The sequence below is a fragment of the Burkholderiales bacterium genome (assembly GCA_036262035.1).
GTDB lineage: Bacteria > Pseudomonadota > Gammaproteobacteria > Burkholderiales > SG8-41 > JAQGMV01.
Genome location: DATAJS010000032.1, coordinates 46,068 through 67,164 on the forward strand (window position 1 = coordinate 46,068; position 21,097 = coordinate 67,164).

General features: G+C 65.0%; 25 protein-coding genes. 17 read left to right on the plus strand and 8 right to left on the minus strand.

Annotation, left to right across the window (positions count from 1 at the left end):
- The first annotated feature begins 11 nt into the window (after window positions 1-11).
- The 4 genes from VHP37_32220 (at window position 12) to VHP37_32235 (ending at window position 3,004) form a co-directional block, all read left to right on the plus strand.
- Window positions 12-1,388, plus strand: coding sequence for a copper oxidase (locus VHP37_32220; protein ID HEX2831045.1), 1,377 nt, complete (start codon window positions 12-14; stop codon window positions 1,386-1,388).
- Window positions 1,389-1,417: 29 nt separating this feature from the next.
- On the plus strand, window positions 1,418-1,909 hold the full coding sequence (locus tag VHP37_32225) for a cupredoxin family protein (GenBank protein ID HEX2831046.1): 492 nt from the start codon (window positions 1,418-1,420) through the stop codon (window positions 1,907-1,909).
- A gap of 73 nt (window positions 1,910-1,982) precedes the next feature.
- On the plus strand, window positions 1,983-2,306 hold the full coding sequence (locus tag VHP37_32230; protein ID HEX2831047.1) for a copper-binding protein: 324 nt from the start codon (window positions 1,983-1,985) through the stop codon (window positions 2,304-2,306).
- A 35-nt stretch (window positions 2,307-2,341) separates the two neighbouring features.
- The gene (locus VHP37_32235) at window positions 2,342-3,004 is read left to right on the plus strand and encodes a cytochrome c (GenBank protein ID HEX2831048.1); all 663 of its coding nucleotides are present in this window, start codon (window positions 2,342-2,344) and stop codon (window positions 3,002-3,004) included.
- Window positions 3,005-3,020: 16 nt separating this feature from the next.
- Here VHP37_32235 and VHP37_32240 read toward each other — a convergent pair whose 3' ends face one another.
- A complete protein-coding gene (locus tag VHP37_32240; protein ID HEX2831049.1) occupies window positions 3,021-3,434 on the minus strand; it encodes a DUF305 domain-containing protein in 414 nt (137 codons plus the stop codon).
- Window positions 3,435-3,588: 154 nt separating this feature from the next.
- On the opposite strand from VHP37_32240, the gene VHP37_32245 reads away from it, so the two are divergent.
- The 3 genes from VHP37_32245 to VHP37_32255 all read left to right on the plus strand — a co-directional run bounded on the left by VHP37_32245 (window position 3,589) and on the right by VHP37_32255 (window position 5,013).
- Window positions 3,589-3,993 (plus strand): hypothetical protein, encoded by a 405-nt coding sequence (locus tag VHP37_32245; GenBank protein HEX2831050.1) that lies wholly within the window; start codon window positions 3,589-3,591, stop codon window positions 3,991-3,993.
- A gap of 136 nt (window positions 3,994-4,129) precedes the next feature.
- On the plus strand, window positions 4,130-4,366 hold the full coding sequence (locus tag VHP37_32250; GenBank protein ID HEX2831051.1) for a DUF2933 domain-containing protein: 237 nt from the start codon (window positions 4,130-4,132) through the stop codon (window positions 4,364-4,366).
- Window positions 4,363-5,013: an isoprenylcysteine carboxylmethyltransferase family protein gene (locus tag VHP37_32255; GenBank protein HEX2831052.1), complete on the plus strand. Its 651-nt coding sequence runs from the start codon at window positions 4,363-4,365 to the stop codon at window positions 5,011-5,013. Before VHP37_32250 ends, VHP37_32255 begins: the two co-directional genes overlap by 4 nt.
- Here the strand turns inward: VHP37_32255 and VHP37_32260 are convergent.
- Window positions 5,003-5,371 (minus strand): MerR family DNA-binding protein, encoded by a 369-nt coding sequence (locus VHP37_32260; GenBank protein ID HEX2831053.1) that lies wholly within the window; start codon window positions 5,369-5,371, stop codon window positions 5,003-5,005. The two genes, VHP37_32255 and VHP37_32260, sit on opposite strands and share 11 nt — an antisense overlap.
- Window positions 5,372-5,477: 106 nt before the next feature.
- On the opposite strand from VHP37_32260, the gene VHP37_32265 reads away from it, so the two are divergent.
- Both VHP37_32265 and VHP37_32270 read left to right on the plus strand, forming a co-directional pair.
- Window positions 5,478-7,703, plus strand: coding sequence for a copper-translocating P-type ATPase (locus VHP37_32265; GenBank protein ID HEX2831054.1), 2,226 nt, complete (start codon window positions 5,478-5,480; stop codon window positions 7,701-7,703).
- Between the two features lie 18 nt (window positions 7,704-7,721).
- A complete protein-coding gene (locus VHP37_32270; protein HEX2831055.1) occupies window positions 7,722-8,045 on the plus strand; it encodes a hypothetical protein in 324 nt (107 codons plus the stop codon).
- Between the two features lie 172 nt (window positions 8,046-8,217).
- Here VHP37_32270 and VHP37_32275 read toward each other — a convergent pair whose 3' ends face one another.
- From VHP37_32275 to VHP37_32295, 5 genes are all read right to left on the minus strand, one after another.
- Window positions 8,218-9,621 (minus strand): hypothetical protein, encoded by a 1,404-nt coding sequence (locus VHP37_32275; GenBank protein HEX2831056.1) that lies wholly within the window; start codon window positions 9,619-9,621, stop codon window positions 8,218-8,220.
- 39 nt (window positions 9,622-9,660) lie between these two features.
- A complete protein-coding gene (locus VHP37_32280) occupies window positions 9,661-10,149 on the minus strand; it encodes a hypothetical protein (protein HEX2831057.1) in 489 nt (162 codons plus the stop codon).
- A gap of 65 nt (window positions 10,150-10,214) precedes the next feature.
- Window positions 10,215-10,637 (minus strand): hypothetical protein, encoded by a 423-nt coding sequence (locus VHP37_32285; protein HEX2831058.1) that lies wholly within the window; start codon window positions 10,635-10,637, stop codon window positions 10,215-10,217.
- The gene (locus VHP37_32290) at window positions 10,618-10,857 is read right to left on the minus strand and encodes a ribbon-helix-helix protein, CopG family (GenBank protein ID HEX2831059.1); all 240 of its coding nucleotides are present in this window, start codon (window positions 10,855-10,857) and stop codon (window positions 10,618-10,620) included. The genes VHP37_32285 and VHP37_32290 overlap by 20 nt, the downstream gene beginning before the upstream one ends.
- A gap of 1,008 nt (window positions 10,858-11,865) precedes the next feature.
- Window positions 11,866-12,066 carry a hypothetical protein gene (locus tag VHP37_32295; GenBank protein HEX2831060.1) on the minus strand — a complete coding sequence of 67 codons (201 nt, stop codon included), beginning with the start codon at window positions 12,064-12,066 and terminating at the stop codon, window positions 11,866-11,868.
- A 189-nt stretch (window positions 12,067-12,255) separates the two neighbouring features.
- Between VHP37_32295 and VHP37_32300 the strand changes: the two genes are divergently transcribed.
- A complete protein-coding gene (locus VHP37_32300) occupies window positions 12,256-12,801 on the plus strand; it encodes a tripartite tricarboxylate transporter substrate-binding protein (GenBank protein ID HEX2831061.1) in 546 nt (181 codons plus the stop codon).
- An 8-nt stretch (window positions 12,802-12,809) separates the two neighbouring features.
- Here VHP37_32300 and VHP37_32305 read toward each other — a convergent pair whose 3' ends face one another.
- The gene (locus tag VHP37_32305; protein HEX2831062.1) at window positions 12,810-13,724 is read right to left on the minus strand and encodes a LysR substrate-binding domain-containing protein; all 915 of its coding nucleotides are present in this window, start codon (window positions 13,722-13,724) and stop codon (window positions 12,810-12,812) included.
- Between the two features lie 136 nt (window positions 13,725-13,860).
- On the opposite strand from VHP37_32305, the gene VHP37_32310 reads away from it, so the two are divergent.
- The 7 genes from VHP37_32310 to VHP37_32340 all read left to right on the plus strand — a co-directional run bounded on the left by VHP37_32310 (window position 13,861) and on the right by VHP37_32340 (window position 21,040).
- The gene (locus VHP37_32310; GenBank protein HEX2831063.1) at window positions 13,861-15,492 is read left to right on the plus strand and encodes a rhodanese-like domain-containing protein; all 1,632 of its coding nucleotides are present in this window, start codon (window positions 13,861-13,863) and stop codon (window positions 15,490-15,492) included.
- A 28-nt stretch (window positions 15,493-15,520) separates the two neighbouring features.
- Window positions 15,521-16,705, plus strand: a complete 1,185-nt coding sequence (metC, locus tag VHP37_32315) for a cystathionine beta-lyase (protein ID HEX2831064.1) — start codon at window positions 15,521-15,523, stop codon at window positions 16,703-16,705.
- A 28-nt stretch (window positions 16,706-16,733) separates the two neighbouring features.
- Window positions 16,734-17,705, plus strand: coding sequence for a tripartite tricarboxylate transporter substrate binding protein (locus VHP37_32320; GenBank protein HEX2831065.1), 972 nt, complete (start codon window positions 16,734-16,736; stop codon window positions 17,703-17,705).
- 14 nt (window positions 17,706-17,719) lie between these two features.
- A complete protein-coding gene (locus VHP37_32325) occupies window positions 17,720-18,223 on the plus strand; it encodes a hypothetical protein (protein HEX2831066.1) in 504 nt (167 codons plus the stop codon).
- Between the two features lie 90 nt (window positions 18,224-18,313).
- On the plus strand, window positions 18,314-19,267 hold the full coding sequence (locus VHP37_32330; GenBank protein ID HEX2831067.1) for a TauD/TfdA family dioxygenase: 954 nt from the start codon (window positions 18,314-18,316) through the stop codon (window positions 19,265-19,267).
- A gap of 10 nt (window positions 19,268-19,277) precedes the next feature.
- Entirely contained in the window at window positions 19,278-20,024 is a 747-nt protein-coding gene (locus VHP37_32335; protein HEX2831068.1) for a GntR family transcriptional regulator, read from the plus strand.
- Between the two features lie 32 nt (window positions 20,025-20,056).
- Complete coding sequence (locus VHP37_32340; GenBank protein HEX2831069.1) at window positions 20,057-21,040, plus strand: tripartite tricarboxylate transporter substrate binding protein; 984 nt, start codon at window positions 20,057-20,059, stop codon at window positions 21,038-21,040.
- Window positions 21,041-21,097: the final 57 nt, after the last annotated feature.

Sequence of the window (21,097 nt, forward strand, 5' to 3'; positions counted from 1 at the left end):
TCGGAATTCTCATGACGAACAGACGAAATTTCCTGCGAACAACCGGTGGCATGCTCGGCGCGGCCGTGGTGAGCAAGGCGGCCATGGGCGCCGTGCCCGAAGCCGCGTTGCAAACCAGCCCGCAGACGCAGCCACCGCTCGAGCCGTCGAACGGCCGCCCGTATCAGCCGGTAGTGACGCTCAACGGCTGGACGCTGCCGTGGCGCATGAATAACGGGTGGAAGGAATTCCACCTGGTCGCAGAACCGGTGGTGCGCGAGCTCGCGCCCGGCATGAAAACACATCTCTGGGGCTACAACGGACAGTCGCCGGGGCCCACGCTCGAATGCGTCGAGGGCGACAAGGTGCGCATCTTCGTCACCAACAAGCTCCCGGAGGCCACTAGCATCCACTGGCACGGGATCATCCTGCCGAACGGCATGGACGGCGTCTCGGGCCTGACGCAGCCGCACATCCCCGTGGGCAAGACCTTCGTCTACGAATTCGTGATGGGCAAATCGGGGAGCTTCATGTACCACCCGCACGCCGACGAGATGGTGCAGATGGCAATGGGCATGATGGGCTCGATCGTCGTGCACCCGAAGAATCCGAAGTTCATGCCGGTCGATCGCGACTTCGTGTTCCTGCTCTCGGCTTTCATGATCGAGCCGGGCGCGTACACACCGAAGGTCGCCGAGATGCTCGACTTCAATCTCTGGACCTTCAACAGCCGCGTGTTCCCCGGCATCGACGCCATGCCCGTGCGGCTCGGCGACCGTGTGCGGGTGAGGATCGGCAACCTCACGATGACCAACCACCCGCTGCACATCCACGGCCACCACATGGAGGTAACCTGCACCGACGGCGGCTGGGTGCCGAAAAGCGCGCGGTGGCCCGAAACGACGATCGATATCGGCGTCGGGCAGGTGCGCTCGTTCGAATTCGTCGCGGACAACCCCGGCGACTGGCCCCTGCACTGCCACAAGTCGCATCACACCATGAACGCGATGGGGCACAACGTTCCCACCATGATCGGCGTCGACCACCGCGGTATCGCCGAGAAGATCATGAAGCTCGTTCCCGACTACATGGTGATGGGCGAACGCGGTATGAGCGACATGAGCGAGATGGAGATGCCGCTGCCCGAGAACACGCTGCCGATGATGACCGGCAAAGGGCCGTTCGGACCGATCGAGATGGGCGGCATGTTCACGGTCTTCAAGATCCGTGACGGGCTCGCACGCAACGACTACAAGGATCCCGGTTGGTACAAACACCCGCAAGGCACCGTCTCGTACGAATGGACCGGCGCACCGCTCGCCACAGAGCGTGCGCCGGCGCAAGCCGTCTCGGCACCTAAGGCCCGAGAGTTCCGCGCGGTGAAGCCGTCCGGACATTCCGGCCACTGATCGCATCCCTTAGCGAAAGGATTGATGGAATGAAGTTCTGGAACCTACCGGCCGCGCTGGTCGTGCTCGCCACGACCGTGCCGGCGTTTGCTCACGGCGAGAAGCCGCATACCTCGAAACCTGAAGACCGAGCGATATCAACCGAAGATAAAGCGTTCGGCCGCGAGGGCGACCCGAAGCGCGTCTCTCGCAGGGTAAGCATCGAAATGAGTGACCAGATGCGCTTCAAACCCGGGTCGATCCAGGTGAAGCGCGGCGAGACCGTGCGGCTGGAAGTCACGAACGCCGGCAAGGTCATGCACGAGATGGTGCTCGGCACGATGAAAGAGCTGCAGGAGCACGCGGAGCTGATGCGCAAGCACCCGGGCATGGAACACGACGAGCCCTACATGGCGCACGTCGCGCCCGGCAAGACCGAACGCATCGTCTGGAGCTTCGATAAACCGGGCGAGTTCTATTACGGGTGCCTCATCCCCGGCCATTTCGAAGCGGGCATGGTCGGGCGCGTCGTCGTGCGCTGACCAGCCCCTTGACTCCGTACTGGGGTACGGCCCTTACCCTGCCGTGCGCGACTACTTTCAACCAGGAGAAATCATGAAACAGGTTCTTTCCGCACTCGCACTCTCCACCGCCCTGCTTGGCGCGGCGCCGGCATTCGCGACCACGCATGGAAACGCGGCTCAGTCGGCCTCGACGACGCTGACACAGGGCGAGATCCGCAAGGTCGACAAGGATGCGAAGAAGCTGACGATTCGTCACCAGGCAATTACGAATCTCGATATGCCGCCGATGACGATGGTGTTCCAGGTTCAGGACACCGCCGTGCTCGATCAGGTGAAAGTCGGCGACAAGGTGCGATTCGCCGCCGACAAAAAGGATGGCGCGTTCATCGTGACGGCCGTGGAAGCAGACCGCTAAGCGACCAAGCCGCATCTCACCATCGGAGCACATGCATGACTCGCTCGCGGCTAGTCCGCCCTTTGTTGCTGTTCTGCGGCGCGCTGGCGCTTCTCGGCGTCGGGGTCGCGGCATTCGTATGGTCTGGCGTTTACGGCATTGGCGCAGATGATCCCCATGCCAAGCCCGTTGAGGCCGCGCTCCAGCGACTCCGCGAACGGTCGGTCGCGGTCCGCGCAAAAGGCATCGAGGTGCCCTCGGACCTGGATCATACGAAGCGCGTGGAAGCTGGCGCGCAGCACTACGCGGAGATGTGCGCCGGGTGTCACCTTGCGCCTGGCATAACGCGCTCGGAGCTGCGGGAGGGGCTTTATCCGCAGCCGCCGTCGCTTGTCGAGGCGTCCCCTCGCGATTCCGGATCAGCGTTCTGGATCATCAAGCACGGCATCAAGATGAGCGCCATGCCGGCATGGGGAAAGTCACACGACGACGAAGCGATCTGGAGCATGGTCGCCTTCGTGCGGAAGCTGCCGACGCTGTCCCCTGCGGATTACCGGGAGCTCGCGGGACAGGCCGGCACGAACCACGTCCATGGACACACCGAGCCCCCGCACTCGGCCGCACATGACGCCAGCGCGCCACCGACTCGGGCCTCAGAACCGGTCACGCGCAAGTCAGGATCGCACGCACATGGGCATGGACAGCATCATCGGCATTGACATGAGGCCTCGTCGGCTACTTGGTCCCACCGGTCTTGGACGGGTTCGCCTTCAGCCACTCGTCGAACTCGGCGATCTCCTTCTTCTGGCTGTCGATGATCTTCTGGGCCATGTCGCGCATCTTCTTGTCCTTCCCGTTCTTGAGCTCCTGCTCCGCCATGCGCACGCCCTGCTGATGGTGGTGCCGCATCATCGTGGCGAAGTCCCGGTCGAAGTCGCCGGTCGGCTTCATGGACTGCATTTCCTTCATGCCCTGCATCATCTGCTGGTGCATCTCGATCGACGAGCCACCGCCCTTGCCGCCTTTCATGTCGTGCCCTGCCATGCCGCTCTTCGAGCTATCGGCGTCTGCGGCAAAGGCCGCTGCCGGCGCGAACGCGGCCGCGAGGACGAGAACGGTAAGCGTCTGACGAAGTTTGTCGGGAATCATGCGTGTCTCCTCGAAAGAGAAATGGGAAGGGCCGTTGATGCAATTCCCGCGCCTCGCCGCCATGCTGTTTGATCTACGTCAAAAAGGACGCGTCGCTGGCGGCGTACCATGTAGCTGCGTAAGGCGCTTTTGCCACTCTGCGACGGACGCCCAGATGAGCTTCTCACGTTGGTTTGCAGTCATCGCCGCTCTCTTAGCCCTCGCTGTTGCACCTGCCGCTATGTCGGGAGAAGTGAGTACGCAGAAGAGCTCCGCCAACGGCGTCACGGTGGCCGTCACCCCGAACATCGAAGGAACGTCGACCTGGTCGTTCAAGATCGTGCTCGACACGCACAGCCAGGATCTCAGCGACGATCTGGTAAAGACCTCGGCGATGATCGGACCAGACGGTAAGCGCTACGCGCCGCTCGCGTGGGACGGCGCCGCGCCCGGTGGTCATCACCGCGAAGGCGTCCTGCGGTTCGCGGCAGTCGCTCCACGGCCGGCGTCGATAGATCTGGAGATTCGCCGCGCGAGCGAGCCGGCGCCGCGCGTGTTCACGTGGCAAATGCAACCGTGAAGCAGCAGTGATCTTTTGCTTCGCCGCGGGGGCGTTACACGGTTGGGCTCGAAACGTGTTCTCGCGCATCGCCCGCCCCGTCGGCGCAACCGTAATCCCCACTAGACGCAGCCGCTAGCGTTCAAGGAGTGGTTTCATGGAACAGGAACATCGGCACGGACACGTAGCGTTGCGGGCCAAGTGGGTGTTGCTCGGATTCCTCCTGGTCGCCGGCTACTTCGTGATCGCGGAACATCGCGCGCACCTGAGCGGCGTGCTGCAATACCTTCCGCTGCTGCTCGTGCTCGCCTGTCCGCTCATGCACGTGTTCATGCACGGTCGACATGGCCATCATCACGGCCGCGGCCGGACGGATGATCGGGAGCAATCATGAACGAGCAGTCTGCCTACGGGCTTTGGTCGCTGGTTGTCCTCAATTCGCTGGTCTTCATCATTTTCGCGTTCAGCTTCGCGAAGCCGCAGAGCGCGCGTGATTGGCGGTCCTTCGGCGCCTTTTCGGCGTTCATCGTCGCGCTGTTCACGGAGATGTACGGCTTTCCGCTGACGATCTATTTTCTTTCTGGCTGGCTCGCGAGCCGTTTCCCCGGGATCGATTTTCTGACCCACGACGCGGGGCACCTGCTCGAGATGATGTTCGGGTGGCGCGCGAACCCGCATTTCGGCCCTTTCCATATCGCGAGTAACGTGCTGATCTTCGGCGGGTTCATCCTTCTGGCGCGGGCCTGGAAGGTCTTGTATGAAGCGCAGCGCGCACGCGCCCTCGCAACGACGGGACCATACGCCCGGATGCGTCATCCGCAATACGTGGGATTCGTCGCAATACTGCTCGGGTTCCTGCTGCAGTGGCCTACGCTGCTGACGCTTGCGATGTTCCCCGTGCTTGTCGCGATGTACGCACGCCTCGCCGTCTCAGAGGAACGCGACATGCTGTCGCAGTTCGGCGCGGCCTATGCGGCATACGCGCGGCGCACGCCCCGATTCGTCCCGCAGCTTCGTGCCCGCCTAGCGCCTAATCCGTAGCGATCGCGCTGATGATCGGACAGCGGTGGCCGGTACCCTTCCTGCAATCGTCGAGGAGATGGCTCAGCGTGCGCTCGATGCGGCGCAGGTCGGCGATGCGCTCGCGCACCTGCTCCAGCCGCGCGGTGGCGATTCGTTGCACACTGCGTCGATCGGTGCCGTCCTCGAGCTTGAGAAGCGACTCGATCTCTTCAAGCTTGAACCCGAGCTCCTGCGACCGCTTGACGAACTGGATGCGCCGGACGTGATCGCCGCTGTAGCGCCGGTAGGCTCCGTTGAGCTTGGCCGGCTGCGCGATCAGCCCTCGGCGCTCGTAAAAGCGGACGGTCTCAACGCCTACCCCTGCGGCCTTCGCCACACCCGCGATCGTGAGGTCACTCGCCTGCATTCTTCCTCCCCTTGACACCGTACAAGGGTACGGACTTTAGACTGGCCTCACGTTAGTCACAACGGGGAACCTCAACATGGATCGCCACGACCACCACCACCAGGGCCATGTGCACGGCGAAGGCCACGAGCACGCGCACGGCCACGCGCACCAGGCCGGGCCAGCGGCCGCCGCCGCGCCGGTGCGGAAGGGCGCCAAGTACACCTGCCCGATGCATCCCGAGATCGTCCGGGACGCGGCGGGAGACTGCCCGATCTGCGGCATGGCCCTCGTGCCGATTCCCGGCACCGGCGAGGCGGACGATTCCGAGCTCCGCGATCTGACGCGTCGATTCTGGATCGGCACGGTGCTGAGCATTCCGCTGGTCGTGCTGGCGATGTCGCCGATGCTCGGCTACCACGAGCCTTTCGGGCTTCTACCGCGCGTGCGCGCCTGGGTCGAATTCGCGCTCGGCACGCCTGTCGTGCTGTGGGTCGGCAAGCCCATCCTGCGCAAGTTCTGGCTGTCTCTCACGCACCGGAACCTGAACATGTACACGCTGATCGGGCTCGGCGTCGGGCTCGCCTACCTGTTCAGCCTCGCGGCTGTGTTCATGCCCGGCCTCTTTCCCCAGGAGTTTCGCGAGCACGACGGGGCCGTCGGCACCTACTTCGAAGCCGCTGCCGTGATCGTCACGCTTGTGTTGCTGGGTGACCTGCTCCAGGTTCGAGCGATGGGCCGTACTAGCCAGGCGATCAGCGAACTGCTGCGGCTCGCGCCCAACCTGGCTTGGCGTGTGCGGGAAGACGGCACCGAAGAGCAGGTCCCGCTGGATACCGTGGTGGTCGGAGATCGACTGCGCGTCAAACCGGGCGAAAAGATCCCGGTCGACGGCAGCGTGGTCGAGGGCTCCAGTCGCGTCGACGAATCGATGATCACCGGGGAACCGGTCCCCGTCGCAAAGGGCGCCGGCGATAAGGCGACGGGCGGCACCGTCAACGGCACGGGCTCGTTCATCATTCGCGCGGAACGCGTCGGCTCGGACACACTCCTGTCCCGCATCGTTCACATGGTCGGAGAGGCCCAGCGCACCCGTGCGCCTATCCAGAGGCTCGCGGACGTGATCGCGGCCCGTTTCGTTCAGATCGTCATCGCTATCGCGATCCTGACCGCGGCGATCTGGTGGTTTTTCGGCCCCGAACCGGCGACCACTTACGCTCTGCTCAACGCGGTTGCCGTGCTGATCATCGCGTGTCCCTGCGCGGTCGGCCTGGCGACGCCGATCTCGATGACCGTAGCCATGGGTGAAGGCGCGCGCAGCGGGATTCTCTTCAGGACCGCCGAAGCGATAGAGCGCATGCGTGACATCGACACGGTCGTGGTGGACAAGACAGGCACGCTGACCCTGGGGCGCCCCGCCCTCACGGACTTTGAGGCGCACGGCATCTCCCGCGACGGCGCGTTAGCATTGCTCGCGTCCACAGAGCGCCCGTCGGAGCATCCGATCGCGCATGCGATCGTCGAGGCGGCGAACAGCGCAGGGCTCGATATTCCAGCTGCCGTTGATTTCGAAGCTATCAACGGCCTCGGCGTGCAAGCCCGCGTCGCGGATCGCAACGTGCTCGTCGGCAGTCGCGCGTTCATGGAACAGCGCGACATCGATTCGGAACAGTGGCATGCACGCGCCGACTCGCTGCGGTCAGAAGCCAAGACGGTCGTATTCCTGGCGGTCGACGGCAAAGCCGTGGCGCTCGCCGCGATCGCCGATCCGATAAAGGAAAGCACGCCGGACGCAATAGCCGCCTTGAAGGAAGCAGGCGTGCAAGTCGTCATGTTGACCGGCGACTCGCAGCGCACCGCCGACGCAGTAGCGCGGCAACTCGGCATTGACGTCGCGATCGGCGAGGTGCTGCCGGAGCACAAGGCGAAGCACGTGAAGGAGCTTCAGCAGCAAGGGCGCAAGGTTGCCATGGCCGGCGACGGTATCAACGATGCACCCGCCCTGGCTCAGGCGGACGTGGGTATCGCGATGGGCACCGGAACCGATATCGCGATGGAGAGCGCCGGGGTTACGCTCGTGAAGGGCGATCTGCGCGGCATCGCGCGAGCGGCGGCGTTATCCCGCGCGACGATGCGGAACATCCGCCAGAATCTCGTGTTTGCGTTCGGCTATAACGCGCTCGGAATCCCGATCGCTGCAGGGGTGCTCTATCCGATCGCGGGGATTCTGTTGTCACCGGTGTTCGCCGGCGCGGCGATGGCGTTGAGCTCGGTGTCCGTTGTCACGAATGCCTTGCGCCTTCGGCGCTGGACGGGGCATTGAGACGGGCGCTGATGCTCGTTGCGCCGGCTGCTGCGTACACGACGCAGCAGCCGAGCGCTGATCTACGTAAACATCCCCGTCGACTGGCACTCCCCGCGATACGAAGACTTCGAACTGTTCAGCCGCATACTGAAGTCCGCGGAGACACGGCACGTTTTCGTGCATTGCCAAATCGACAAGCGAGCGTCGTTATTCACCTTTCTGTATAGCGTCATACATGAAGGCGCACCGCCCGACGCGGCTTATCAGAACGTGACCGCGGTCTGGATTCCTGACGCGCAGTGGAAGGCGTTCGCCGTCGAGACGCTCAAGAGGCACAACATCGAATACGAGGTCTATTGAGGCGCTGCTCGCTGTTCGTGTTTCTCCGTCTTACGTGGCGAGCAGTTACCCCCAACAGTTACCCCTGGACGCGCTCGACCGACGGCGTAGCCAATCTCCGAGCCTTGCAAAGGCTTTCGGCGTGTGGCCCTTCTGGCGGGAGCTGTACTTGCGCATCCAGGCCGTAAACCCATCACCGTATCGGATGGTTAACGCCGACGCGATTCCAGAAGCTCGTTTTTCGTCCGTGCGCCGTCCGAACTGCACTTTCGAAAGTTTCGTGGGTTTCGAGCGGCCCATAATCGACCACGCTCGTGTCGAGCCTGCGCAGCGTGCGTAAATACTCCGCCGCATGACCGTAGGCCTTCGAATGCGCGCGCGTGAGAATAGCCAGTAGCAGCGCGCGGTAGCAGACGATCGCGCCGAGCAGGCGCCCCTTGCCCTCGAGTTCCAGCGCGACTTCGCCAACGCTGACGTAAGACTCGCCTTGGACCGCTGCTTGCCGTGCGACGAGCAGCGCCTCGGCCGCTGCGTCGTCGTTCAGCGCAAGGAGTAGTTGAGCGCCGGCGATCGGATCGTCGAGGGTCTGTGCACGGGCGTGCGCCACCTCGACCGCTCTCGCGTAGTCGCCCGGTGCGAGGCTCTGGCGCCAAGCCGCGAAGTCGCCGGGCGAGCCGGTTCGATCGAAAAGGGCCCGGCGCAAGGACTGCAGTCGCTCCGTGTCGCCGAGCGCCTCATAAGCTTCCGCCACAAGCCGTTGGCGGTCCGTCTCGTGAAAACCCCAATCGCCTTCCAGCCACGCGAGCGCCTCCGCAGGCCGACCGTAGCGGATGTAACGATCGGCGAAATGCTGCTTCTGCAACGGGTTCGGGTTCGGGCTGTAACGCAGCGTTGCTTTCGCGTACAGATCCGGATCGCGCAACGCGTCGGCGATAAGTCCGACGGCGCCCGCGGCCTTGAATAACCCGTAAGTCCGACCATCGCCGTCGCTCGGCGCCCGCAAGGCCTTCTCCAGGTCGGCCTCGAATCGACTCGCGAGAGCACGCAAGTCCGGCTCGTCGAAGAGTACGTCGGCGTGTCTCAGCAGCGCTTCGCGGGCGCCATACCCGTCGGCGGTGACAAGCGCATGGACGCGTTCAATCCAACCGGAGGCTGGTCGATCGGGCTGGGCTTTGGCAGATCGGAGCCACAGATCGCATCCCGCGCGCATCGCATCGCCTATCGCACCGTCGGAATCGTCGGCCTGCTCGAAAAATCTGGCGTCGCTGCGCACAAACGCGTCTGCGAGATCGTGTGTCTTGCCCGCGTCGAGTGGAAGCAGCTCGTGCTCGATCTGGCCCACCCAGACTTCGAGCTCCCGCGCGAAACCACGAGCGGCGGTCCTCCAGTAGAACCGCTTCGAGCGCTTCCAGCCTTGCAACCGCGTGCGGAAATCCGCAGCCAGACGAGCCGGATCGGCCGCGAGGGCATGGCGTGCCAGACGCTCTTCGACCTCGGGGTGCGTGGCGGCAAGCTCCGCCAGCAGCTCGGCGAGCTCATCACTGCTCCGGCCACGCAGCGCCTTGAGGCGGTCGGCGGGCGTCGCCGCTTTCGGCACCTTCCTAGCCACGCGACCTATCGATCAGGCGCATACGCATCAATCGGCCGCCCTGAGGGGCTTCTCGCCCTTGAGGCGCGCGATCCAGCGCAGCGCTGCCTTGCCGCGGCCGACCGTTTCCAGCACCCCCGTGCCGTCCGCGCGAATCACCACGCGCGTTTTCATCCGGCGGCCGCGAACGTAATCCGCGTCGAGATGCAGCTCGCCGCAGCGATATTTCAGCGCCCCTACCAGATCCGAGACATTGAAGTCGTCCGCTGCGTTGTATTCCAGTTCGGACACGCCTCTCGGCCGCGCGTCGGCGAATGACAGCACGGCGATAACGAACATGAAACCCAGCGCGCCCCATTCCACGATGTCGGCGCGATCCTCTTCCGGACTGTCGTCGTCCTCGAACGAAAGTGCCAGCCGCAGCGCAAACTCTCCCTCGTCGGCCCCGGGGATTACCTGCTCCTCCACGATCTGCACGGGCACGATCACACCCCTCCGAAGCAGCGCCGCGGCCGCGTCTTTGTCTTCGATCGTCATCTATTTCAGGTAAGCGTCCAAGGTCCGCGGCACAGGCTTCAATGGAAGAGCGTCGCGTAAATTACTCATTCCAGCAGGGTGAACGCTTGCCCGTCCGGGAGGCGATATCGAGAAAAGTCCGCGACGTCCGTCGTCAGAATCTCGGTCACGCCGGTCTCGTTCGCAAGCCAGTAGAGCGAAGCGTCGGCCAGATCCATCTCCCGCTTCGTTTTCCTGGAATACTGCTGCATCCACTTGACCATGTCCCCCAGGTTGTGGGGCTCGAACGGATAGACCACCACGCCGCCGAGCTCGACCCAATGCAGCATTTCGTAGCGTTGGGGGCTGACAAGCAGGTAAGAGGCTTCTACGATGCACGGCCAGGTCGTCAGGAGCCGCAGCCCTTCGGCCGAAAGTGAGCTGACGCGCTCGTCGAAGCGTTGATGATGGCGATCATCGACGGCGAACAGCGCGATCAGCGGTCCCGAGTCAACGAGGACGCTTCGCACGCAGCTTCGCCCTCATTTGCGCGGAGACATTCTCGGAGGCGTCCGGTTTGCCCATCGGTTTGCGGCTTCGAACTGCCTCGAGAAGCGCGGCCGGGTTCTTGATCCCCAGGACCCGCTCGATAGCGTCCTTGACGAACTCGGATTTGGTAATGCCGAGACGCTTGGCTTCCTGGTCCACCCTGGTGTCGAGCGCCGCATCCAGTCTCACGGTGAGCGTCATCGTTCCCTCGCTGTATTCACAAAATACCGAAATACACTACCGTATGCCCCGGTCTCGTGGCAACCACGTGCGATTACGGGGCGGATCGCACGGATACACGGTCGGAACCGCATAGTCGGGCGCTCGCTGCCAGGACGGGCGTTTGGCCGATGCGTGAAGCCGTTCGCCGACACCTCCAGTACCCAACATGAGGTGCTCACCGGGATCGCGGCCTGATTCGTGTCGCGAGTTCGAAGAGCGCCCGTTCCTGGCGGCGAAGGCAGTGGCCGTTGCCAGCATGTAACGCTGCATATGGTCACTGCCGCACCCGCCGGCGCAGCCGCGCGAGTTCCTCGCGCTCGGCACTCGTCAGCCCGTTTGCCGAGCAAAGGCTTGCCGGCATCGATCGCGTCTTGCGCGACCCAATTTCGGATCACCTGTGCGGAGGATGCGAACTCCGCGCGAGCGAGTTCGCAGTACGACCGGACCCAAAACGGCTCAACTGCAGTGCGACGCTCGCGCCGCTTCGCTCGCCACGCGAAAGCATCCGACTATCGCAAGCTTTTCGGTGGCGTCGGTTAAAGGGACCTTGAACGGCCCTGAGCGACAAGCACATACTCGCATCGGAACGAAAAACATTGTTCGACGGAAGACTGGAGGGCACCGATCAGGAAACATCGCTAACGAAGGAAGCACGGAGCGGAAGCTGAGTGTTCGCACTCGAAAACCGTTCGCTGAAAAACCGGAGCCGCTGCTGAGCGGAGGCGCGCTAGCGCCTTGATCTGACTGGAGGCGGGGGTCGCAATCCAATCCCAGGGGTAACTGCTTGTAGCGTCAGCACTATGACCGGCGCCTTTTGGTGGATTACCCCAAAACTTACCCCGCGCTAGCGGCGCCCCCTTAAGCCCGCAGGTGCAGTCGACGTGCTGGTGTTCTCGCGCAAGGCCCCACCATATGGTCGAGCCCTCGATGATCCGTCATCATCGACGCGACCGTGCTCGTCATCGTCCTGCGGATCGTGTAGCTGAATCAGCTCGAACCCGTGACGCACGGCGCGCTGCGCGACTCTCGCTCGAAGACGAATTCGTTGCATCCAAGCCGGCCGCCGACTGTTTGCAAGCCGTCCAGCCGGTAGCCGCGCAGCCGGTAGAACTCGAAGACCTGCTCAGGCTTCGACACGTCGAAAGGGTAACCGCCGAGCCGGTCGCGAAGATCGTGCCAGGCGCTCATACCGCGCTCCTGCGTCCTTACCTGGATCAGCTCGATGAGGGCGCTGGGCAGCGCGGGGTATGTCGCGTGGAGCGCAAAGAGGAATGGTGCAATGCTTGTTGTAGGCGCGCTTTACGAGAGTCCAGTATCTCTAGACACCCGTCCTGAGTAGCTCATTTGGGTGAATTGCAATAGATACGGTGTGCCGTCGTGTGCTCGCCGAATCCGCAGCCGGTACAAATCGCTGGCGGAGTGGGCGGGCACGGCAGCACCGGTCAGGTCGTTGCCGAGATGCTGAAAGAGCTTGCGCGTATCGACATCCGCCATGTGCCCTACCGGGGCGCGGCTCACGCGGTGGTCGATCTCGTCGGCGGTCACATCGAGGCGGTGTCGGTGACGCTCACGACGGTCTCGCCGCAGATACACGTCGGGAAAGCTTGCGCGCTTGCGATGAGCTCCCCGTCGCGTGTTGCGGACTACCCGGATGTGCCGACATTCAGCGAATCGGGTTATCCGCAGCTCGTCGCCTCGGTGTGGTTCTCGCTTTCAGGCCCGGCCTGCATGCCGCCGGAGATCGTCAACCGCCTCAATGCAGAGGTGCGGCGCATCCTGCAACTGCCCGACGTCCGCCAGCGGCTGCGCGCGGACGCGATCGAGCCCGGAACCCTCGACGCGAAAACGTTCACGGCTTTCGTCGCCGCCGGGCTCGCGCGCTGGACGCCGATCGTTCGCAAGGCCGGCGGACCCGGGAGGTAGAAGTCGTCTCAGCCGATCGCCTCTTCCACCATCGTGCGCGTCAGTCGCGGCGAGATCTCTTCGAGAAACGCGTAGGTATAGCTGCGCAGGTACTGCTTGCGAACCAGGAGCAGATACGTGACGCTCGGGGGAAACAAGTGGCTCGCGTCGATCGCCCGCAGACTCTTGTCCCGCCGTTCGTCGAACATGAACTCCGCGAGCGCGGTGATTCCCAGGCCCTGTTCGACGTAGGCCTTCATGACGTCGGAGTTCGGAGCGAAGAGAATCTGCCGTAACTCGACGCCGCGCTCCGCGAACGCGTTCGCGACCGGACCCGCCGAGCCGCTCGGCTCGTACAGGACGAAGGGGTATTCGGCCAGAGCCGCGAGCGTCGGCCGCCCACGCTTCAGCAACGAGTGCTTGTGCGGCACGAGCACGATGCGGCGATAGCGGTGACACGGCAGCAACAGCAGCCTCTCGCCGAGCTCCGACACGTCGCTCGTAAGCCCCACGTGAGCTTCGCCGCCGAGCAGCATGTCGGCGATCTGCTTGCGCGTTCCGTGCCTGACGGTCACCTCCACTTTCGGAAAGCGACGGCTGAAGCGCTTCATGGCGGCCGGCAGCACGTTGCGCGACTGCCCGTGACTCGCGGCCACGACGAGGGTGCCGGTGTCGTCCCTCAGATGCTCACGCCTGATCTCGTGAATGCCTTCGATCTCGAGCAGCGCACGCTTGGCGCGGTCGAAGATCGCCTTGCCGTTCGCGGTCAGCGCGGTCAAGCGGTTCCTGCGACGAACGAAGATCTCGAAACCGAGCTCCGCCTCGAGACGGTGTATCTGGGTGCTCACCGCCGGCTGGGACGAATGAAGGCTTGCCGCGGCGCGCGAGACGTTCATGTCGTGACGCACGACTTCACAGACACAGCGCAACTGCCGGATATTCATCGGCAAACTATAACAACGGTGAATAGTTCATCTCAAATAATTATTTTTTGCATTGCCGTGCATCGACTAGCATGCCTGCTCAACGAGGCTCCGGGCCCGCGCAGCGGGTCGAGCCGGACAACGAGATTCCACGCGAGTGAATACAACCCTGAACATCGCAGAAGACGCCGCCGGCGAGCGGCTGCAGTCGATCACGCCGCAGGTCTTACGACGCATGCTGGACGATGGCGAGGAGATCGTCGTCCTCGACGTACGCGAGGAAGGCGTCTTCGCGCGCGACGGCCATCTCCTGCTCGCGGCCAACCTGCCGCTCAGCCAGCTCGAGCTGCACGCCAGCGCGCTGCTGCCGCGGCGCTCGGTTCGCACCGTGGTGTGCGACGGCAACGACGGCCTGGCGGCGCTCGCCGCGGCGCGGCTGAGCCGGTACGGCTACACGGACGTCACCGTTCTGCGCGGCGGCGCGCCCGGGTGGGCGGACGCGGGCTACCGGCTGTACTCGGGCGTGCACGTGCCGAGCAAGGCTTTCGGCGAGTACGTGCAGCACCGATACGAGACACCGGAAGTCACGCCGCAAACGCTCGCGGCGTGGAAAGCCGACGGCCGGCGACTCGTCATCCTAGACAGCCGGCCGCTCGAGGAATACCGCCGCAACACCATTCCGGGCTCGGTCGACTGCCCGGGCGCGGAGCTGCCTTACCGGGTTTTCGGGCTGGTGCCGTCTGCGGATACGACCGTGGTGGTGAACTGCGGCGGCCGGACCCGCGCGATCATCGGCGCGCAGTCGCTGATCAACGCAGGTCTGAACAATCCTGTGTTCGCTCTCAAGGACGGCACCCAAGGCTGGCGCCTCGCCGGCTTCGAGCTGGCGACCGGTGCGACGCAGGTCGCGCCGCGCGCCGCCGCCGGCGCGCTTGCAGAAGCCCGGCATGCCGCCGAGCGCGTAGCGCGACGTTTCGACGTTCGCAGCATCGACAGGCCCGAGCTCGAAACCCTGCGCGACGCCGCACGCACCCTGTACCTCGTCGACGTTCGCGGACCGGACGAATTCGCGGCAGGGCATCTACCGGGGTCGATCAGCGCTCCCGGCGGCCAACTCGTGCAGGCGACCGACCGCTACCTCGGCGTGCGTCGCGCGCGCGTTGTGCTGGTCGACGACGACGGCGTTCGCGCGACCATGACGGCCGCATGGCTCGTCCAGCTCGGATGGCGTGACGTGTTCGTGCTGCGAGAGGCCTTCGCCGGCCAGACGCTGGAAACCGGCCCGGCGCGCCACGAAGTTCTCGGTCTCGGCGCGAGCCGCGCCGCAACCGTCGGAGCGAACGAGCTGAAGGCGCTGCTCGATCGCGGCGAAGCCGCGGTCGCCGATCTCGATACCAGCCTCGCCTACCGCGAAGGCCACATCCCCGGCGCGTGGCACGTCGTACGCTCCCGATTCGCCGAGAACCTGCGCGCGCTTCCGTGTGACAAGCGCCTCGTGCTGACTTCGCGCGACGGCGTGCTCGCCCGCGTCGCGGCCGGGGATGCGGCACGCGCCGCGGCGCGCGACGTGGCGGTTCTCGACGGCGGCACGTCCGCGTGGATCGCCGCCGGGTTCCCTCTGGAAAGCGGCACGGACCGCATGACCGGACCCGCGGACGACATCCGCTATCGCGCGCTGGAGCAGACGGCGAACGTCGAAGGCGCGATCAGGGAATACCTGGAGTGGGAAGTGAATCTGCTGCGGGCCGTCAAGAGCGATCCCGACTTCAGCTTCAGAAAGTTCGCGTAAGACATGCCATTCGCCCTGCGGAGGACCGATGAAGACTCGCAAACATGACGTCGACACCCGTGTCGCTCACCTCGGACGAGACCCCCGGCGTTACTCGGGCATGGTCAATACGCCGGTCTTCCGCACGTCGACCGTGGTCTTTCCGGACCTCGAATCGTACAGCGACCGCAAGAGCGGCGGCTACAAAACTGTGCGCTACGGCAGGCACGGCACGCCGACCACTTTCGCGTTCGAGGAAGCCGTTGCCGAGCTCGAGGGCGCGTATAACGCCGTCGCGGTTCCCAACGGGCTGGCGGCGATCGCGGCCGTGCTCCTCGCGCTGACGGCACGCGGCGGCCACCTGCTCGTCACCGACACGGTGTACGCGCCGGCGCGGGCTTTTTGCGAACGAAGGCTGCGACCGGCGGGCATCGACATCGAGTACTACGATCCCCGCATCGGCGAACGGATCGAAGGCCTGATCCGCGAGAACACGATCGGCGTCTACTGCGAATCGCCGGGCTCGCTGACGCTGGAGCTGCAGGACATCCCCGCCATCTCGGCGGTGGTGCGCGGGCGCGGCATACCGGTCGTCGCAGACAACACATGGGGAACACCGTATTTCTTTTCCCCGTTCGCGTGCGGCGTCAACATCTCGATCCACGCAGCCACGAAGTACATCGCGGGGCACTCGGACGTGATGCTCGGCGTCGTCGCGACCGACCAGGCGCATTGGGAGCCGGTGCGCGAGACCGTCAGCGACTACGGCTACGCAGTGAGCCCGGACGACTGCTATCTCGCGCTGCGCGGCATGCGCACGATGGGCGTGCGCCTGAAGCAGCAGATGGCGAATGCGCTGGAGGTGGCGCGCTGGCTCGAATCCCGCGCGGAAGTGGAGCGCGTCATCTATCCCGCACTGAAAAGCCATCCCGATCACGCGATCTGGCAGCGCGACTTCCGCGGTGCGGCCTCGCTCTTCTCGTTCGTGCTGCGCGAATCGAGCCGGCAGCGCGTCGCGCGCTTCGTCGACGCGCTGGAGCTTTTCGGCATCGGATCGAGCTGGGGCGGTTACGAGAGCCTGATCACCATCGCACAGCCCGGACGCACCGCTACCGCCTGGAGCTCGGACGGCACGCTCGTGCGCCTGCACATCGGTCTCGAATCACCGTGCGATCTCGTCGACGACCTCGCACACGGATTCGATTCGATGGCCGGCGGCGACAGCGGCGCGTGACTTTCGCAACTCTTCACCAGGGAATCCCATGACTCGCATATCGCTGCAACTCCTCGCCTGTGCCTGCGCCGCCGCAGGCGCGACGAGTGCTTTCGCCCAGCCCTATCCGACGCGGCTGGTGCGCATCGTCGTCGGCTTCGCGCCCGGCGGCTCCATGGATGTGGTCGCGCGCATCGCCGCCGACCGGCTCAGGGAAAGCCTGGGTCAACAGGTGATCGTCGAGAACAGAGCCGGCGCAAGCGGCAGCATCGCGGCCGACGCGCTGGCGAAGGCAGCCCCCGACGGCCACACCATCATGCTGGCGGGCGGCGGCACGCTTGCGATCCGGCAAAAGCTCGAGCTGAAGCTGCCCTACGACGCGCAGCGCGATTTCGCGCCGGTCATACAGGTGGCGAATCTGCCGCTGCTGCTGGTAGTGCCGACGTCCCTGCCCGTGAAATCGGTGAAGGAGCTCGTCACGCTCGCGCGCGCCCGCCCCGGTCAGCTCAACTTCTCTTCGTCGGGCGTCGGCTCGACGACGCATCTCAGCGGCGAGATGCTCAAGGCACTGGCGAAGATCGAGCTCACGCACGTCCCGTACAAAGGGAGCTCGCAGATGCTGCCCGATCTCGTCGCCGGACAGATCTCGCTCGCGTTCGATCAGATCACGACGACCCAGCCTTATATCGCGGCCGGCAAGCTGCGCGCGCTGGCCATCTCGACGCCGAAGCGCTCGCGGCTGATGCCGGCGCTGCCGACGATCGCAGAGGCCGGCGTTCCCGGCTACGAAGCGATCTCGTGGAACGGGTTCGTCGTTCCTGCGGCGACGCCCAGGACCATCGTCGAACGGATCAACGACGAGACAGTGAAGCTTCTCAATACGACGAGCACCGCCGAACGGCTCGCATCGATCGGCGCCGAGCCCGCGGGCGGCACGGCCGAGCAGTTCGCGGCGTTCATCAAGGCCGAGTCGATCCGCTGGGGGCGGCTCATCGACCGGCTCGGCATCAAACCGCAATAGCCGAAGGAGAAGTGATGACGCAGACACTGCAAGCATTCGTCGCGAAGTGCAGCGAGACTCTCACGCTCGCGAACAATCCCGCGGGCCGGGCGAGAGTCTGCCTGCTGCTCGAGGCGGCGCTCCGCGACGCGGACTTCATAGCCGAGGCGTTCGACGACCATACCCCCGAACGCAAGCTCCTGTACGAGGATGCGCGGCTGGGATTCTGCGTCCTCGCGCACAACTACCTGCGCGCCAAGCAAAGCGCGCCGCACGACCACGGCCCTTCGTGGGCGATCTACGGCCAGGCGTCGGGCGAAACCGCGATGAGCGACTGGGCGCTCGTGGAGCCCGCCACGCCGACGACGGCCGGCAAGGTCCGCAAGGTTCGAGAGTACAGGCTCGTCCCCGGCGCGGCGCACGTCTACAACGAAGGCGACCTGCATTCTCCTTCGCGCACCGGTCCGACGCGCCTCATCCGCATCGAAGGGACCAACATGGAAAAGGTCCGGCGCCTGAGGTACGAGCCCGTCGCCTAGCGGCCGGCCGCCTCCCGGCGTTCGCGCAAGATTGTATACAACGTATACAATGTGCCTGCGACACACCACCGACATTCCAAAGGAGGCCCGATGACTGCCGTTCAGCCCGCGCTCGACAGCGCCACGCACGTGAATGCACCCGAGAACGTACAGATCGTACCGACCGCCACGGCGGTCGGCGCCGAAATCCGCGGCGTCGATCTGTCCAAACCGGTGCCGGAGGAAACCAAGGCCCTGCTGCGCAAAGCGTGGGCCGATCACCTCGTGCTCCTGTGGCGCGGCCAGACATTGCCTGACGTGTCCTTCCTGGAGGCCGCGGCGATCTTCGGCAGCCCGAAAGAGCCCGCGGCCCGCAAGTACCAGGTCGCCGGCGGCTACAAGATCGGCGGCAAGATCGTGCCGCTGCACCCGCACGTCAGCCTCATCAGCAACCTGAACGAGCACGGCGAGCCAGTGATGCACAACGGCGCGCTCGGCAGCGCCGAAGTGGTGTGGCACAGCGACAATTCGTACGTCGAAGTGCCCCCGGCAGGCAGCATGCTGTACGCAGTGGTGCTTCCGACCGACGGCGGCGGCGACACGTACTTCAACAACCAGTACCTGGCCTACGATGAACTGCCCGATGATCTGAAGCAGGCAATCGCCGGACGTTCGCAGCGCCACGACGCGAGCCGCAACAGCGCCGGCGTGCTGCGTCCCACGGTCAAGATGCCGACGACGCCGGAGGAAGTGCCCGGTCCGGTCCATCCTCTGGTGCGCGTGCATCCGGTCACGGGCAAGCGCGCGCTGTATCTCGGACGGCGCCGCGACTGGCCGTCGAACTACATCATCGGCATGCCCAACGACGAGAGCGAGGCGCTGCTCGACCGGCTGTGGGCGCATGCGACGCGGGACAAGTACGCGTGGTGCCACAAGTGGCGCGTGGGCGACGTCGTGCTGTGGGACAACCGCTGCGCGATGCACTACCGCTCCGAAGTGGACGCGATGCAGGCGCGCGTGCTGTATCGCACCGTCGTCACCGGCGAGCCGGTCATCGCCGGCTGATCGCACGTCCGTGAGCAGTGTAGCCAGGCAGCGCCGCGGCGCTCCCGCCGATGCGGACGCCGCGCTCGCGCGTATCACGGGGCGGCGCGACAAAGCGCCCTCCCCCGCGTCTCAACCGCTGGGGGAGCGCGCGTACCGTGCGCTGCGCGAGGCGATCCACGAAGGCACGATCGAGCCCGACACGCATCTCACCGAGGTGGACGTCGCCGCATGGCTCCAGATGAGCCGCACGCCGGTGCGCGAAGCCATGCGCCGGCTCGAAAGCGAAGGTGTCCTGCGCAACCAGCCGTTTCGCGGCGCGGTCGTGGTCGCGATCGACGAACGGCAACTGCGCGAGCTCTACGCAGTGCGCGAGCTGCTCGAGGTGGCCGCCGCCGGATGGTGCGCCGCGAATGCGACCGAAGCGCAGCTCGACGCGTTGCGCGAGATCACCGCCGCCGAGTCAAAGGCGACGCGCGATCCGCGCGCGCTGAGCAAGCTCAACCGGCGCTTCCACGACGAGATCTGCCAGGGCGCCCGCAACGAATTCCTGCTCAAGGCGCTCGCGACGGTGCACACGTCGTTCGCGCTGCTCGGCAAATCGAACCTGCTGACGGCCGGCCGCGCGCGCGTTTCGATCGCGGAGCATCGCGAGCTGCTCGCGGCGATCGAGAAGCGCGACACCGAAGCTGCCGAAGCCGCCGCACGCAAGCACGTGCGCCGATCGCTGGAGCAGCGCCTGAAAGAGCTCGGCGCCCGCGCCGCGGCGACGTTCTGAACCCGTTCCTGATTTTTCCATACCGTAGAGACATGAATCGAATCACCCTGCCCTGCGCGCTGCTGTGCGGCGCCGCCTTTACCGCCTCCATCAGCTTCGCCTGGGCGAATCCCACTGCGAGCAAATTCCCGAACAATCCGGTGCGCTTCATCGTCCCGTTCTCCGCCGGCGGCGGCACCGATACCACCGCGCGCACGATCGCGGCCAAGCTCTCCGAGAAATGGGGCCAGCAGGTCGTGACCGACAACCGTACCGGCGCCGCCGGCGCGATCGGCGTCGAGCTCACCGCCAACGCCAATCCCGACGGCTACACGATCTGCCTCGTCTCGGCGTCCACCGCCGTCAATTCCGCGACCAACCCGAAGCTGCCGTACGATCTGACCAAGGACCTCCAGGGGATCACCCAGGCGACGTCGCTGTTCTACGTCGTGTATCACAACCCTTCGCTGCCGGTTAAATCGATCAAGGAGCTCATCGCCTACGCCAAGGCCAATCCCGGCAAGCTCAACTTCGGCACGTCCGGCACGGGCGGGCTTCAGCACGTGGGCGGCGAGCTTTTCAATCACATGGCGGGCGTGAAGATCGTCCATGTGCCGTACAAGGGCGGCGCCACGGTGGTGCCGGCGATGATCGCGAACGAAGTGCAGATGGGCTATGCGTCGCTCTTCGCGGTGCGCCCGCAAGTGCAAGCGGGCCGGCTGAACTGGATCGCCATCACGGCGAAAAAGCGCTCGCCCATCGTGGACCTGCCCACCGTGGCGGAATCGGGCCTGCCCGGCTTCGAGGTCGACCAGTGGTACGGCATCGTCACCTCCTCGAAGGTGCCGCGGCCGGTGGTGCAGCAGATCCACGCGGCGATCGCCGATGTGCTCAAGATGCCGGACGTGGTGCAGCGTCTCGGCGCCGACGGCTCGACGCCGGTGGGCAGCGCGCCCGACGCGTTCAACGCGCACGTCAAGGCGGAGATCGCGAAATGGCGCAAGCTGGTGAAGGACGCGAATCTCAAGCTGCACTGATCGGCCGTCGCATTCCTGTCGAGACGCAAGAAGCGCATAACCACGATCCACGCCGAC